Here is a 15,245-nt window from a genome sequence, read left to right as displayed (position 1 = left end):
ATGTGTTAACGCCCGAGGGACTGTATGCGGACCGAAATCTAGGTTGCTTCGAGAACGATGATGTCACCGCCTGCCGCCTGCGCGTCTTCTGCATCATGAGTGACCATCAAGATCGGCAGCGCCCGTGCCTTGGCCCGCGCGAACACCATCTCGCGCACCTGCGCGCGCAACGCGGTATCCAGCCGAGAGAACGGTTCATCAAGCAACAACGCACAGGGTTCGGAAAGCAGCATGCGCATCAATGCCACGCGTGCTTTTTGCCCACCTGAAAGCGTCGCAGGATCGCGATCGGCGAAACCGTCAAGACCTACTTCTTGCAGCGCTTCATCCACCTTTGCGTTGCGCGCTGATTTGCTGCCGCCGGGCGGCAATCCGAACGACAAGTTCGCCCCGACAGAAAGATGTGGGAACAGCAAATCGTCTTGGAACAAAATACCGACGCGCCGCAGATGCGGTGGCGTTGCGGTGATATCTTTGCCGTTCAGAATGACCGCTCCGGTTGATTTGAAATCAGATGCCAGCGTACCGGTCACAAAAGCAAGCAATGTCGATTTCCCGACGCCAGAAGGACCCATGATCGTCAAAACTTCGCCTGGTGCGATGTGCCGCGACACGCCAACCAAAGGTTTGTTGCCCTTATGGATCTGCACGTCCGATAGCGTCAAACCTTTATCCATGTCGTAATCCTTTTCGGTTCCGCCAGACCAATGTCGGGATCAAAAGCGCCAGTGCAAAAGGCACCAGTGCCGCACCTGTTTGCATCAATCCGTATGCCCCGATTGCACGCCGATCGCCCCCCGATGCAAGCGCCAGCGCTTCGGTCGTGAGTGTTGCGACACGCCCGCCGCCGATCAGCAATGTTGCCAGATATTGCCCCACTGACACCGCGACCCCGACGGCCATTGCCGTCAATATCGGGCGCAAAAGCATCGGTAGTCTGATCCGCCACAGAATACGGTCTGGACTGCTTCCCAAGGCTGCTGCGATGGTGCCCATGCGTGGATCCCACGCGCGGAATGGATCAGCTAACGACAAGAAAACGTAGGGCAAAACAAAGATCAAGTGTGCCGCGATAACCGGCCAACGCCCGACGCTGGCCCCCACATTAAGGAACAGTGTTTGTAGACCTGGCAGGAAGGCGATTTGGGGAATGAGGAGCGGTAAGTATAGCAGCCAAGTGCCGATTTTGCCGAACTTGAGATTGTAACGGCATTCCGCCTCAAGACAGCCAATGGTCAGCGTGATGGCGATGAATGTCGTCGCGATCGCGATAATCGCCGTTTCGATCAGCGCATCGGTTGTCCCCGGTCCATGTCGCATCCATGAACGCAACGTGAAGGTATCGGGAAGCGCGTTTGGAAAGCTCCATTGTGCGGCGAAAGACCATGTTGCGAGGATCGTAATGCCGAGTAGGATCATGAGGGCGGATGTCGTGCCTAGCACCATCGCGATGCCGCTGATCACGCGGTCCGCGCGACCGCGACCGCCCGCTGCGATCCAACGCCTGCCCAGCGCCGCTACCACCTTTTCACCGCACCACCAAAAGGCGAGCACACCGATGACAAGACCAAGTTGCACAAGCGCTGCCGCGGCGGCCTGTAGACGCATGGCAAGGTCAGGGTCGGACATCCATTTGACGATTTGGACGGATAGCGTAGGTGGCGTATTAGGCCCCAAGATCACCGCAACATCCACGACGGACATTGCGTAGGCCAACACGACGTAGATCGGTAATTTGATCTGCGCATAGACCCTTGGAAACACCGTTTTCAGCCATCCGGTCATGCGGCTGTAGCCCAAGGCCTGTGCGATGGTCACGGACCGCCCAGCGTCAGCTTGGCCCAGCGCCGCAAGGGTCATCAGCAATAAGAATGGCACCTCTTTTGTGATCATGCCGAGCGTCAGGGCCAGCCCCCATTCATCTTGCACGATTAACAAGTCGGGTGGGCGGTCCCAGCCTGTTAGCCAAGGCGAAAACAGGCGTGCGATCCAGCCTGATGGCGCAATGAGAAACGCGAGACCGAAGGCCGCTGCCGCATGGGGGACGGAAAGAAGTGGAGACAGTAGACGTTCGAGCGCGCGGAAGGCCGGTGTGCCGGACCAACCTGCGGTGATGAGCATAACGATCAACAGCGATATCGCAGTTGCCAGCAGACCTGTTGTCACCGATAGCCGCGCGGCGTCTGCCAAGCCCGGCCAAACGAACAGGGCGCGGAACGCATTTAGGTTTGGACCCGTTTCACCTGCCGCTGGCAAGTGTCCGAATGCCGGTAAAACAGTTCCGTACAGCCCCGCCAAAACCGGCCCGAGCATCGCTAGTAGCGTCAGCGCGGGCAGGATTGGTAGAAAACGGCGGGACTTCATTTATGTAGCCCCGCCAATAGCTTATTGCGCAACGCCGTAGCGGCCTGCCCAGTCGTCTGCAATGCGTGTCATCCAGCTTGGGTGTGGTTCTGCGACAGCCGCGCCAAGTTCGGCAGGCGACAGTGTCGCAACGCCCAGTTCAATCGCGTCGAACAGCGCACGGTCATCTGCGTCCAGCGCATCCATGTTCAGAACGGTGCCGTAGCCAAGCAAATCAGGGTTTTGCGCGCGCGCCTGTGCCTCTGGTGACATGATGAAGTTCGCCACAACCATGGACGCGGCTTTGGACCCTGAATTGTAAGGGATCGCGACGAAGGATGCGTTGCCGATTGTCCCTTTTTCCAAGACGAATGTCCGCACCGTGTCGGGCAATTCGAAGTTCGCAATTGCAGCAGATGCCGCCCCCGGAGAGAACGAAATCGACAGATCAATTTCGCCATCTGCGATCATCGGGAACATCGCGGTGCCTGTTGGCGGATATGCACGTCCTTCGCGCCACAAATTTGGCGTCAGTTCATCAAGATACGCCCAAAGCGGTGCGGTGACGTCATCGTAGGTTTCATCGGTTGCTGCGACCTGCAAAACGGACGGGTCAGGCAGGATATCAACCAGAACCTGCTTGAGGAATGTCGTGCCAAGGAAATCAGGCGGCTGTGGGTAGGTGAAACGACCGGGGTTTGCTTTGGTCCATTCCAGAATGTCGTTCATGGACGCCAACGGTGCGTCAATGTCTGCCGTGTCGTAGTCGAACACCACCTGCGCCATCGCCCACGGGCTTTCGTAACCGTCTGTTGGCACTGTGAAATCTGTCTGGACGGTCTTACCGTCGACATCGACCAAAGCCCAGTTCGGCAGTTGTTCTGCGTATGGACCAAACAGCAGGTCCGCGTCTTTCATCGCCGCGAAGTTTGCGCCGTTAATCCAGATCATGTCGACCGCACCGTCGTCGTTTTCGCCTGCTTGCTTTTCAGACAAGACGCGGGTCACAGCGTCGGCCGTGTCCGTCAATTTGACGTGTTCGAGCGTGACGCCGTATTCCTCGGACACACGTTCACCGACCCATGCGATGAAATCGTTGGTGTTGGTCGATCCCCCCCACGCGTTCCAATAAACAGTTTGCCCATCAGCTTCGGCGATGACCGCATCCCAATCAGCAGGATCAACGTCAGCGTAGGCCGCGAAGGGCGTCAAAGCTGCAAGAACGGCAAGGTATTTCATAGTTTAGTCCTCATGGTGAGTGGTCGTCGTCGAAAAGGTCCGGTGGGCCCCATAGATGCGCAGGATTCCAGTTGCAAAGCAAGCTGTCCCAAAGAGGTAAGCCATTGGCACAAACCATGCTGGCAGCAGGCAAAGGAGCACGAAGAAGACAATCGTTTCCGTGCCTTCCAGAATGCCGTTGGAGTAATAGAGTGATTTTTCGCCCTGCGCCCGTGTCGTCATGTCATGCTTTTCCGCGAGGATCGCGAAGCCAAGGAAGGACGTTCCGTTAAAGTAGAACGACGTCAGCAGAAACGCACCGGCCAGCCCGTTTGTTTGGGGGGCCATCACGACAAACGCCAGTGGGATCATCCCGTAGAACAGAAAATCTGCAGCAATATCAAGGTATCCACCGAAGTCCGTTTTCTGTGTCGCACGTGCGACCGCACCGTCCAACCCGTCAGCGATCCGACTGATCAGAAGCGGCACCACCGCAAGACCCGGTAGGCCGCAGCTGATCATCAGGGCCGCGATAAGACCGATCCCGAGACCTGCCAGCGTCACACCATTTGCAGTCGTACCGCGCGCGGCAAGCGACCGCCCGAAGGCGTTCAGTGGTGGATCAATTAAAGTGCGAACGCGGCCATCTATCATGCCGCTGTTCTGACCTATCCCCCCTATCCGCGCAACTGAACTGACGGAATTGTGAGACAACTGTTAGTGGCGGGTTATGCCGTATCGGCAATCCGCGGTCGCCCTTGCGCCGTGACCTTGATGGTTGCCTCAAGGAACATGGGCTGCCCTTCGACGGTGGCTTCTTTGATGTCCCGACTGATGGTGAACCTGATGTCTTCGACACCGGCGGCTTTTGCTTTGTCGATCGCGGTCGATTTTAATTGTGCTTCAAGTGCCGCCATCGCAGCGGTTTGGTCCGTGAAGCTTTGCCCAAGTGCCGCGAAGTGTTCTGCCCCGTTGCTGGTGACCGTGCCGGTTTCATGCATCGCGACCTGCCCCACGACAGCGCCGATGGCGTTCGCCACGCCTGCATGTTCTGGCAGGATCATGCGCGTGTTCAACCGGTCGCCGACCGCCCCGTAATAGGACGACGCCGACGCACCAAGCCCGATGACAGGCACGCCGAGTTTCACAGTCGTCTCGATAACCCCGCGATGTTGATCAAGCCCGGCTTTGGTCAACGCGTGCCGGCTTAGCTCAGCGGGGTCCATGTCCCAATTCCGGTGGTCTTCCGCAAAAGCCGCCTCGAGTAGGCAATCAACAGTTTGCACAGTCAGTTGATCAACAATCATCTGCGCCAAGTGCTGCGCGTCAGGTGCGATCTTGTCACCGCTGCCGCTGCGTTTGCGCGCAAACAGGATCAGCGCCTTTTCGGCGGCGTCTGCATCCCACGTCGCGACGCGGCCAAGGACATGTGCCGCGTCAGACGGCGTCACCCCAGCCAACATCACCAGACCACGACCCACAAGGCGCATCAACGCGGGGCTTTCCATCCGCGTCGTCACGGCCTCTCCGAAACGGACAGGCCCTTCCCGCAGCCGTTCTGCAACGATGGTTTCGCGCGGGTCTAAGCCTTGCGGGAACGTCGGCCAAAGCGGGATCACAATCTGCCCACCGTCGACCGGCGGACGGTCCACACTTAACGCCTGATCAAGCGCGAAATGCACGATGTCGGGGCAATGGGTGGCGGCAAGCGCGATAGGCATCAAACGGCGCGGTCCAAGCCGCAACCCAGCCTGCAACCCTTCGACGACATGGACTTCGCTATCGCCACCCAGCCCGCTTGTGCGCATTGCCACCGCTTCGACCATCGTGCGAAACGGACCGACGCGCGCGCCCTGCGGGTCAATTTGCGGGCGTCCGTCGCGTAACAGGCAAACGTCTGTCGTCGTCCCACCGATATCGCTAACCAAAGCGTTCTGTTCGCCAGTCAGCCAAGCAGCCCCCGCGATCGACGCCGCTGGCCCACTTAGGATCGTTTCAATCGGTTTTTCGCGGGCCACGTCGGCAGACACCAACGCCCCGTCGCCCCGCACAACCATCAGCCGCGCATTGATCCCGCGTCCGGCCATGTGCGTTTCGCAAGCCGTGATTAACCCATCAATCATTCCGATGAGACGGGCGTTCAGCAAAGCGGTCAGGGCACGTTTCGGACCACCCAGCGCTTGGGACAATTCGTGCGAGCAAGTCACAGGCAGACCTGTTGCGCGGCGAAGGGTGTCGCGCGCGATGATTTCATGTTCGGGATTGCGGGTGGCAAAACTGGCGGCAACTGCAAATCCGGTTAACCCATCAGGTAAATCCGCGATGGCAGTCGCGACATCATCCTCGGTCAAGTCATGCAGTGGCGCACCTGCATGGGAATGCCCACCCGCCAAAAACACAACCGGATCACCGCGCAACGCGTCATTCAGGCCTGCACGGTTCAGCTCTGCCTCTTCAAAACCAATCAGGATCAGGGCAACCCGCCCACCTTGCCCTTCAACCAGCGCGTTCGTGGCAAGTGTCGTGGACAGCGACACCATAGCGATGTCCGCCGGATCAATGGTTTCCAGCACCGCATCCATCGCGGCCCCGACGCCCAAGGACAAGTCAGGACGCGTAGTCAGCGATTTCGCGGTTGCGACGATCGCGTCAGCTGCTTCATCCAAGATGACCGCATCGGTATATGTCCCGCCAGTATCGACGCCGAGTAGATAAGCCATATGCTCTCCTTTGCGCCAGATATGCCGCAATCGCAAAGGCTTGCCAGTCCAAATGCGACATCTGGTTTCTTTGGGTCTTTCCAAATCCCCGCCGGAGGCTCCCGCACAAACGAAAAAGCGCCCCGGCACAAAGACCGAGGCGCATCATTTCAACGAAAACCTGCTTACTTCAGCGCTTCGTCCGTGATCGCATGTGTCCATGCGCCTTCCGGAGCCGCAGAAATCACCGGATCAGACCCGCCAGCCAGCAGCGTCGCCACCGTGCGTTCGTAGTCCGCCGGATCAAGCGTGCCGTCGGAACCTGCTGTCAGTTTCGCGATTTCGCCCATCATGCGCACCTGAGCTGCCTCAGTTTGTGCACCGGTTTCGTCGTTATCCAAAACGATCCCAGCTGCTTCTTCTGGATTGGCTTCCGCGTATTTCCAGCCTTCCATAGACGCACGTACAAAGCGGACCATTTTGTCGACGAACACTGGATCTTCAAGGTTTTCTTCCAGCACGTAGATGCCGTCTTCCAACGTCGCGACGCCTTGTTCTTCGTACTTGAACGTGACCAGTTCATCAGGGTTCACGCCTGCGTCCAGCACCTGACCATATTCGTTATAGGTCATGGTTGAGATACAATCAGCTTCGCGGTTCAACAGCGGATCAACGTTGAAGCCTTGCTTCAGAACCGTCACGCCGTCTTCGCCGCCATCAGTTGAAATGCCTTCTTGGGACATCCATGACAGGAACGGATATTCGTTGCCGAAGAACCAAACGCCGATGGTTTTACCTTTGAAATCCGCGACGGTTTCAATGCCGGTGTCTTTCCAGCAAGTCAGCATTAGGCCGGATGTTTTGAACGGCTGCGCGATGTTCACAACGGGCAGACCCTTTTCACGGGCGGCCAGCGCGGACGGCATCCAGTTCAGCATCGCGTCAGCCCCGCCACCTGCCAGAACCTGTGGCGGTGCGATGTCTGGGCCACCGGCCAGAACAGTCACATCAAGGCCTTCTTCTTCGTAGAAACCCTTATCGAGTGCGACGTAGTACCCCGCGAACTGCGCTTGTGTCACCCACTGCAACTGCAGCGTCACGGTGTTTGCGTGGCCGTCCGCAAAAGCGGATGTGCCCATACCAGCCGCCATTGCAGCCGCGATCATAATCTTGTTCATGTCTCTCTCCTTGTTCATAAATGCGCGCCATTTTGGCGTCGTTTTTATCGTCGTCCTATCGTTGAGACGGGTGCCAAAACGTTACCCGCTTTTCGATCAAAGTCATCGCGCCATAAAACGCACTACCCGCAAGGGCTGCGATGACAATCTCTGCCCAGACCATGTCCAGCGCAAGCTGACCAAAGCTGGTTGATATCCGGAAACCCATCCCGACCGTGGGAGAGCCGAAAAATTCAGCAACAATGGCCCCGATCAGCGCCAAAGTGGTCGCAATCTTAAGCCCGTTAAAGATAAACGGCATCGCCGCAGGCACGCGCAGTTTGAACAGCGTCGGCCAATAACCTGCCCCATATGTCCGCATCAGGTCGCGCTGCATCGCACTGGTATCTTTCAGCCCCGCGACGGTGTTCACGAGGATCGGGAAAAAGACCATCACGGCCACGACTGCGGCTTTGGATTCCCAATCGCTGCCCAACCATTTCACAAAAATCGGCGCGGTGCCGACGATCGGTAAAGCGGCCATAAAGCCACCGACAGGCAAAATACCGCGCGTTAGGAAATCGGACCTGTCGGCCAAGATGGCCACACCAAACGCTGCGAGCCCGCCGAAGATATATCCGGTCATCGCCCCTTTGATGATCGTCTGTTGGAAATCTGCCCACAGCCGCGGTCCTTCGACCATCAACCGCGCCCCGATGGATGACGGCGCAGGCAGGATTACGGGGTTCACATCGAACCCGCGCACCAACAGTTCCCACACGATGATAACGGTGATCCCGAAAATCGCGGGGATCAGTACCTTTACAATCGGGTTTTCGGATTGCGGCCCATTGGCCAGCTTCACATTCAGCCACCATCCGGCGGCCCAAATCAGGATTGCATATAAAACGATCATGTCGCGGCCATCCCCATACGTTTCAGCGTGATCCGTTCGATGAGGCTGAATAGTCCGACGAGCGCCGCTGCCGTCAATGCAGCCGCAAACAGCGCCGCCCACGAAACAAGCGGTTGCCCGTATTGATCGCCTACCAACATGCGCGCACCGAAGCCTGCTTTTGCGCCTGTCGGCAGTTCAGCCACGATGGTCCCAACGAGTGAAGCCGAGATGCCGATCTTGAGCGAAGCGAACAGATAGGGCGCGGAGGCTGGCAAACGCAGTGCCCAGAACCCTTGTGATTTCGAAGCGTTATATGTGCGCAGCAGATCAAGCTGCATCCCGTCAGGGCTACGTAATCCTTTAACCATGCCGACCACGACCGGAAAGAACGACAGGTAGGCCGCGATGATCGATTTCGGGAAAAGCCCCTGAATGCCCATTGATCCGAGGACGACAATAATCATTGGGGCAAGCGCCAAAATCGGGATGGTTTGACTAACGATCGCCCACGGCATCACCGATTTGTCCATCACACGGCTGTAAACGATCCCCACGGCCAGCAGAATGCCCAGCCCCGTTCCGATCAGGAACCCAAGTAGAGTAGGCGCGAGCGTCACCCAGCCGTGATAAACCAGACTGCGTTTCGACGTGATTTTCTTGTCGATGATCGTGTCGTACATCTCGCCCGCCACCTGATGCGGTGACGGCAGACGGGGGCGCACGAAGGTGTAGGTCAGCGGGATCAAATGTGTGTTGCGCAGTGCAAGCCCCGCACCCGAATAATCCTGCCGCGCGGCGGGTGTGTCAGGCGTGACGACCAGTTCGTCGCGCTGCGCCTGATCCGCAACCAGATGCATGTTCATCATTGGAACACAAACGATCCAAAACAACAGGATCGCGCCGATGACGGTCAAAACCGGAAGGATCGACTTCATGCGCGGCCCTCTGTTTTATTTGTGCAAAACACCATGATCTTACGCATCATCTTGATGCCCCGCCCGCAGTCCATCGCGCACGCGGTGGGCAATTTCGATGAATTCGGGACTATCGCGGATATCCAAGGGGCGTTCGCGGGGCAGCGTGCTTTCGATGACGTCAGAAATACGCCCCGGACGTGGGGACATGACGACGATCTTGGTGGATAGATACACCGCCTCTGGGATCGAATGGGTTACAAAGCCAATGGTTTTTTCGGTCCGCGCCCAAAGCTGCAACAATTGTTCATTGAGGTGATCACGCACGATTTCATCAAGCGCACCAAAGGGTTCGTCCATCAGCAGGATGTCGGCATCAAACGCAAGCGCACGCGCAATCGACGCCCGCTGCTGCATCCCACCTGACAACTGCCATGGGAATTTGCGATCAAATCCGTTGAGGTCCACCAGATCAAGCACCCGTTCCACGCGCTTGGCCTGTTCGGCCTTGTCGAAGCCCATGATTTCAAGTGGCAGCCGGATATTGCCCCCGATTGTGCGCCATGGATATAGACCCGCTGCTTGGAAAACATAGCCGTAGGCGCGCGCGCGTCGCGCTTCATCTGGCGTCATACCGTTTACCGAAATGTCGCCTGCCGTTGGCGTTTCCAAGCCCGCAATGCAGCGCAAGAATGTGGTCTTTCCGCAGCCCGATGGCCCGATAAAACTGACGAAATCACCCTTGTTGATATCAAGGTTCACGTCTTTCAACGCATGCACCGGACCGTCGTTTGTCTGAAACGTCAGATCCAGATTACGGGCCGTGATCACAGCGCTTGCCGCAGGGTTTGTTCCTGTCGGGCCAGAGCCTAGTTGTTTCGCGGCCAATTCGGCGACTGTGGGCATGCGCGTTCTTTCTATTTCAGATCGTATAGGTGTCTTGGGGTCCAACAAAAGCGGCGACCGTCATCGCGAGCGGGTGATGCAATATCCATTGCGGCGCACCAGCGGATTCGGGGTATTGCGGCCATGCGGTAGGGTTCACAGCCGGGATAATCTTGATCAAGCGTTTCGGGCCGGATGTGTGAAACTCCATCATCATGACTTCGTTTTTCATGGTGTCGACTGTGTAGCCATTCGCGATCAGCGCCTCTTCGGCTGTGCGTGTGTCTTCACCCATTTCTTCGGGGTCCCAATCGGCGGCGTGTCCGTACATCTGGGTGTACCGCCGGAAGGTCCAATCGTTGTATTTCGGCGCCATTTGCAGGTGCGCGACGGTGTAACCCTGCGCCAGGTGGCCTGCGTTGAACCCCATGCAACGCTCAACATCAAAGCGGTTTTTGCCAACGATCTGGTTTTCTTGCGTGAAAATGCCAGCTTCGAAAATCGTCCGGCCTAAGGGGATGGGCGGATTGGTCATTGGGGTACACAGACCTTCATTTCAGTTACAAATTCGGGGTAGGCTTCGGGGTGGATAAGCAGAGTGTTTTCATCCGCCGTGGTCATGATCATGTAAAAATCTTCCCACGTGTCGCCTTCGCCCGAACATGCGACAGTCACAACCGTGGCCCCTGATCCGACTTGCAGGGCACCAGTGACGGGGCATGTGCTTTCGGCCCGTTGGATCGTGTTCTGATCGTAGAGGTAAAGGCTATCCGTCACGACAGGTTCGCCCGCAAGCCACGCGCAACCGGCGGCGTCGCCGAACACTTGGGCTTGTAGAATCCCAGGCACAACACACAAACAGACAATTAAGGGCTTCAAATCATGCACTCCGCATCAAACTTTCTTGAACTCCGCACAAGGTGCTTCAGGTGCAACTTTTTCCATGCGCCCCCAAACACAACCTCCTGCTGCACCCGCAATTGTAGCAACAACCCAATCTGCTGGATTATGACGATCCATCAGGCCCATATCGGGAATTGCCATAAGGGCGATCGCGTATCCGGCGCCCGCAAGTGCAAACACAGATGGCCGAGCGTTGTTTAAAAAAACAAGTCTTACCGCCAGCGCGGGAACCGTGAAAATCAATGCAAACGGCAACAACACAATCGGCATAAGAATTAGAGAAGCTTCGACGGGTTCGAGTAGGAACGCCCTCGCGGTTAGCACAACGAGAACGACAGACGTCGCGGAAATCCAACTGAAAACAACGCCATAATGCCTCCTAACCTGTGGCACTCTTAAACCCCCGTCGCCGGAATGCCGGACCGCTGTACGGGTCGTGGTGCTGTCAGGTCTTTCCATGATGACAGCGCCCGATTGACTGGCGTGTTAGCTTCGCGTTGTACGAATTTGCCGTGGCCTTCTTGGGTGCGGACTTCGCCGTCGTGGATCGCGACGTGGCCGCGTGTGAGGGTGAAGCGCGGGAGGCCTTTGACCTCTTTCCCTTCGAAGACGTTGTAATCAATCGCCGATTGCTGCGCGCCCGCTGTGATGGTCTTGGATTTCTCTGGGTCCCAAACAACGATGTCTGCGTCTGCGCCGACCAGAATGGCCCCCTTTTTCGGGTAGCAGTTCAGGATTTTCGCGATATTCGTAGAAGTCACCGCCACAAATTCGTTCATTGTCAGGCGGCCCGTCGCCACACCGTGAGTCCAAAGCATCGGCAAGCGGTCCTCAAGACCACCCGTGCCGTTAGGGATCTTTGTGAAGTCGCCCACGCCGAAGCGTTTTTGTTCGGTTGAGAACGCACAGTGGTCGGTGGCCACGACGGACAGCGTGCCGGACTGAAGACCGGCCCACAGGCTGTCTTGGTGCTGTTTATTGCGGAAAGGTGGGGACATGACGCGGCGGGCGGCGTGGTCCCAGTCTTTGTTGAAGTATTCGGACTCATCAAGCGTCAGGTGCTGGATCAGCGGTTCGCCCCAGACGCGTTTGCCCTGCATTTTCGCACGGCGGATCGCCTCGTGGGCCTCTTCGCAGGACGTGTGCACGACGTACAACGGTACGCCCGCCATGTCGGCGATCATGATCGCGCGGTTGGTGGCTTCGCCTTCAACTTGGGTCGGGCGGGAATAGGCGTGCGCCTCCGGCCCTGTGTTGCCTTCGGCGAGCAGTTTCGCGGACAGTTCCGCCACCACATCCCCGTTTTCGGCGTGGACCATAGCGATGCCGCCAAGATCAGCGAGGCGGTTGAAGGATGAGAAGAGTTCATCATCATTCACCATCAACGCGCCTTTATACGCGAGGAAGTGTTTGAACGTGTTGATCCCGCGCTCTTTGATCACGGTTTCCATGTCGTTGAAGACCTGTTCGCCCCACCATGTCACGGCCATGTGGAAGGAATAATCGCAGTTCGCACGGGTCGATTTATTGTCCCAACGCTTGATCGCGTCCATCAACCCTTCGCCTTGGTTCGGCAGGCAGAAATCGACAACCATTGTGGTGCCGCCAGCAAGACCAGCGCGGGTGCCGGATTCAAAGTCATCCGTAGAATAGGTGCCCATGAACGGCATTTCGAGATGCACATGGGGGTCGATACCACCGGGCATTACGTAGCAGCCGGTGGCATCAAGTTGTTCGTCACCTGACAGGTTCGGCCCAATTTCAATAATCGTTCCATTTTCGATCAGCACGTCTGCCTTGTAGGTCAGATCAGCTGTGACAACGGTGCCGTTTTTTATCACTTTGGTGGTCATTGGGGGTCTCCTGCAGTCAGAATGCGTTAAGCGGGTGGCGCAGCAGCAGCGGCGGCTGCGGTTGCTGTCGGACAAACCGGGTTCACGCCGTCAAAGGACACAGGCCGGATGTCGTCGCCGAAGCGGTAGAAATAGCAGCCGTCTTGGACTTTCACGGCAGAGGCCGGGATTTCAGGTGGCAGCGCTGCGGTTACTTCGGCCGGGAATGGTTGGGTTGCTGCAACAATCGGACCGGGTTCAACTGGTTCTGGTTGGCCTACCGGGATCACGACAGGGCCGGAACAGGCGGATGCAAAGGTGGCAAGTGTCAGGGCGGCAAGTGTTTTGTGTGTGATGGAAAACATGGAAGTCACTTTCTGAAATTATGCGTTGCATTGAACAGCGGCGTCGGGCGCCGCTGTTGTTTCGATCAGGATAAGCCTGTCGAACGATGGGTAATAATAGCAGCCGTCGCGTTGAAGGACGCTGAAGGCTGAAACATCGTCAGGCAAGGATTGTTCGACCGTCAGCGGTACAATCCCGTCCGTTTGAACAAACCCCTGTGGGGGCAATGGACGCTGGCACGCAGCCAACGTCCCGAGGGCGGTTATGATCACCCCCGCGTGCATCAGGTCGCAGCAGGCAGCGTCGCGGCTGTCGTTTCGATCTGATCTGGCGCGATCACGCCTTCGTTGCAGACCCAGTTGCCAGCGGCATCACGCAAAGGCCTGCCCGTGCGCGGTTCGCCCGCTTCGATCCCAACAGCCCAACATCCGTTCGCAGCTTCGAACACAAAATCACGCGGCATGCCGTCAGGCATTGCGGCCTGCACTTGTGGTGGCAAAGGCGGCGGTGGCGGCGGAATTGGCACACCATTTTCATCAACAGGACCGGGGGTCAGATCTGCACAGGCCGCAACCAGCGGCAGTACAAGGAGTGGGATCAGACGTTTCATTAACTTCTCACTTATTCTTGGTCATCATCTTATAAGACTGGGTCTTGGGTTACTGGGCGTAGTGGTGCCACACATTAACCATCAGTGACCAGCCCTTCGACATGACCACGCCCCATTCAACCGACGATCACTGCCGTTTCGACAACTGCGTGGAACAAAACATCCGTGCCAGCGGTGGCCCATTCTTGGCTGATTTCTTCCGCTTCGTTATGCGATAGACCGTCCACACAGGGGCACATCACCATCGCTGTCGGGAACATCCGGTTGATCCAACATGCGTCGTGCCCCGCACCCGAGATCAAGTTCATATGGGAATACCCCAACCGTTCAGCCGCGTTGCGTACCGCTGTCACGCAGGTTTCGTCAAAGGTGACCGGATCAAAACCACCAACCTTTTCGAATTCAATCGACATGCCCATTGCGTCGACGATGGCCTGCGCTTCGGTCTTTAGCCGTGCTTCCATATCTTGGATCACGGCAAGTTCTGGCGACCGGAAATCAATCGTAAAGACTGCCTTACCCGGAATCACGTTGCGCGAATTGGGGTACACGTCGATGTGGCCAGCAGCACCCACAGCATGAGGCGCATGGGACAGCGCGATTTCTTCAACCTTTTCAAGCACACGCGCCATCGCCAGACCCGCGTTCTTGCGCATTGGCATGGGGGTTGAACCCGTATGGCTTTCTTTGCCGGTGATCGTGACTTGGGTCCAAGACAGACCTTGGCCGTGCGTGACGACGCCGATTTGCTTGCCTTCAGCCTCTAGGATTGGTCCCTGTTCGATGTGCAATTCAAAGAACGCATGCATTTTCCGTTCGCCGACGGGTTCATCACCTTTCCAGCCAATCCTCGCGAGTTCTTCGCCGAATTTCTTACCTTCCGCATCTTCGCGGTCGTAGGCCCATTCTTGGGTATGCATTCCCGCAAAAACACCGGACGCGAGCATGGCAGGCGCAAAACGTGTGCCTTCTTCATTCGTCCAGTTGGTCACAACGATCGGGTGCTTTGTCTTGATATCCAGATCATTCATCGTACGGATCACTTCAAGACCGCTGAGCACGCCAAGCACACCGTCGTACTTGCCGCCTGTCGGTTGCGTATCAAGGTGGCTGCCAACATAGACTGGCAGCGCATCGGGATCCGTGCCTTCGCGACGGGCGAACATGTTGCCCATTGTGTCGACGCCCATCGTGCAACCCGCGGCAGTGCACCAATCTTGGAAAAGGTGCCGCCCTTCGCTGTCTTCGTCCGTGACAGTCTGGCGGTTATTCCCGCCTGCAATGCCGGGGCCGATTTTTGCCATCTCCATCAGCGTGTCCCACAAACGAGATCCGTTCACTTTGAGATTTTCACCTGGTGCTGGCATGGCGACCCCCGTCTACTGCTTGCTTATTTGACCATCTGGTCAAAGACACGCTAACAGAGGGCAAGACTCAGTCA

General features: G+C 57.2%; 17 protein-coding genes. All 17 read right to left on the bottom strand.

What is annotated here, in order from left to right:
* Positions 1-38 precede the first annotated feature (38 nt).
* A complete protein-coding gene (locus tag AC0L7R_RS01595; protein WP_348107036.1) occupies positions 39-677 on the bottom strand; it encodes an ATP-binding cassette domain-containing protein in 639 nt (212 codons plus the stop codon).
* Complete coding sequence (locus tag AC0L7R_RS01590) at positions 670-2,364, bottom strand: ABC transporter permease subunit (protein ID WP_473658509.1); 1,695 nt, start codon at positions 2,362-2,364, stop codon at positions 670-672. Before AC0L7R_RS01590 ends, AC0L7R_RS01595 begins: the two co-directional genes overlap by 8 nt.
* A gap of 21 nt (positions 2,365-2,385) precedes the next feature.
* Positions 2,386-3,582, bottom strand: coding sequence for an ABC transporter substrate-binding protein (locus AC0L7R_RS01585; protein ID WP_348107034.1), 1,197 nt, complete (start codon positions 3,580-3,582; stop codon positions 2,386-2,388).
* A 3-nt stretch (positions 3,583-3,585) separates the two neighbouring features.
* A complete protein-coding gene (locus tag AC0L7R_RS01580; protein ID WP_473658507.1) occupies positions 3,586-4,215 on the bottom strand; it encodes a CDP-alcohol phosphatidyltransferase family protein in 630 nt (209 codons plus the stop codon).
* 74 nt (positions 4,216-4,289) lie between these two features.
* Positions 4,290-6,281, bottom strand: coding sequence for a hydantoinase/oxoprolinase N-terminal domain-containing protein (locus AC0L7R_RS01575; protein ID WP_473658505.1), 1,992 nt, complete (start codon positions 6,279-6,281; stop codon positions 4,290-4,292).
* A 164-nt stretch (positions 6,282-6,445) separates the two neighbouring features.
* A complete protein-coding gene (locus AC0L7R_RS01570) occupies positions 6,446-7,438 on the bottom strand; it encodes an ABC transporter substrate-binding protein (protein WP_348107032.1) in 993 nt (330 codons plus the stop codon).
* A gap of 55 nt (positions 7,439-7,493) precedes the next feature.
* Positions 7,494-8,333, bottom strand: coding sequence for an ABC transporter permease subunit (locus tag AC0L7R_RS01565; protein ID WP_473658503.1), 840 nt, complete (start codon positions 8,331-8,333; stop codon positions 7,494-7,496).
* Positions 8,330-9,250 carry an ABC transporter permease gene (locus AC0L7R_RS01560; protein WP_348107030.1) on the bottom strand — a complete coding sequence of 307 codons (921 nt, stop codon included), beginning with the start codon at positions 9,248-9,250 and terminating at the stop codon, positions 8,330-8,332. The genes AC0L7R_RS01565 and AC0L7R_RS01560 overlap by 4 nt, the downstream gene beginning before the upstream one ends.
* Before the next feature lie 39 nt (positions 9,251-9,289).
* Entirely contained in the window at positions 9,290-10,135 is an 846-nt protein-coding gene (locus AC0L7R_RS01555) for an ATP-binding cassette domain-containing protein (RefSeq protein ID WP_473658501.1), read from the bottom strand.
* Between the two features lie 16 nt (positions 10,136-10,151).
* The gene (locus AC0L7R_RS01550; protein WP_473658499.1) at positions 10,152-10,649 is read right to left on the bottom strand and encodes a hypothetical protein; all 498 of its coding nucleotides are present in this window, start codon (positions 10,647-10,649) and stop codon (positions 10,152-10,154) included.
* On the bottom strand, positions 10,646-10,963 hold the full coding sequence (locus tag AC0L7R_RS01545; protein ID WP_473658497.1) for a hypothetical protein: 318 nt from the start codon (positions 10,961-10,963) through the stop codon (positions 10,646-10,648). The genes AC0L7R_RS01550 and AC0L7R_RS01545 overlap by 4 nt, the downstream gene beginning before the upstream one ends.
* A 45-nt stretch (positions 10,964-11,008) precedes the next feature.
* Positions 11,009-11,287 (bottom strand): hypothetical protein, encoded by a 279-nt coding sequence (locus AC0L7R_RS01540; protein WP_473658496.1) that lies wholly within the window; start codon positions 11,285-11,287, stop codon positions 11,009-11,011.
* A 125-nt stretch (positions 11,288-11,412) separates the two neighbouring features.
* The gene (hydA, locus tag AC0L7R_RS01535) at positions 11,413-12,870 is read right to left on the bottom strand and encodes a dihydropyrimidinase (RefSeq protein WP_473658494.1); all 1,458 of its coding nucleotides are present in this window, start codon (positions 12,868-12,870) and stop codon (positions 11,413-11,415) included.
* Between the two features lie 26 nt (positions 12,871-12,896).
* The gene (locus AC0L7R_RS01530; protein ID WP_247127877.1) at positions 12,897-13,214 is read right to left on the bottom strand and encodes a hypothetical protein; all 318 of its coding nucleotides are present in this window, start codon (positions 13,212-13,214) and stop codon (positions 12,897-12,899) included.
* Positions 13,215-13,232: 18 nt separating this feature from the next.
* Entirely contained in the window at positions 13,233-13,466 is a 234-nt protein-coding gene (locus AC0L7R_RS01525; protein ID WP_348107024.1) for a hypothetical protein, read from the bottom strand.
* A gap of 11 nt (positions 13,467-13,477) precedes the next feature.
* Positions 13,478-13,804: a hypothetical protein gene (locus AC0L7R_RS01520; RefSeq protein ID WP_247127879.1), complete on the bottom strand. Its 327-nt coding sequence runs from the start codon at positions 13,802-13,804 to the stop codon at positions 13,478-13,480.
* A gap of 116 nt (positions 13,805-13,920) precedes the next feature.
* Positions 13,921-15,171, bottom strand: a complete 1,251-nt coding sequence (locus AC0L7R_RS01515; RefSeq protein WP_473658492.1) for an allantoate amidohydrolase — start codon at positions 15,169-15,171, stop codon at positions 13,921-13,923.
* Between the last annotated feature and the right edge of the window lie 74 nt (positions 15,172-15,245).

The sequence above is a fragment of the Yoonia sp. D2-7 genome, from assembly GCF_055809435.1.
This window is presented reverse-complemented; position numbering and strand designations above follow the sequence as displayed.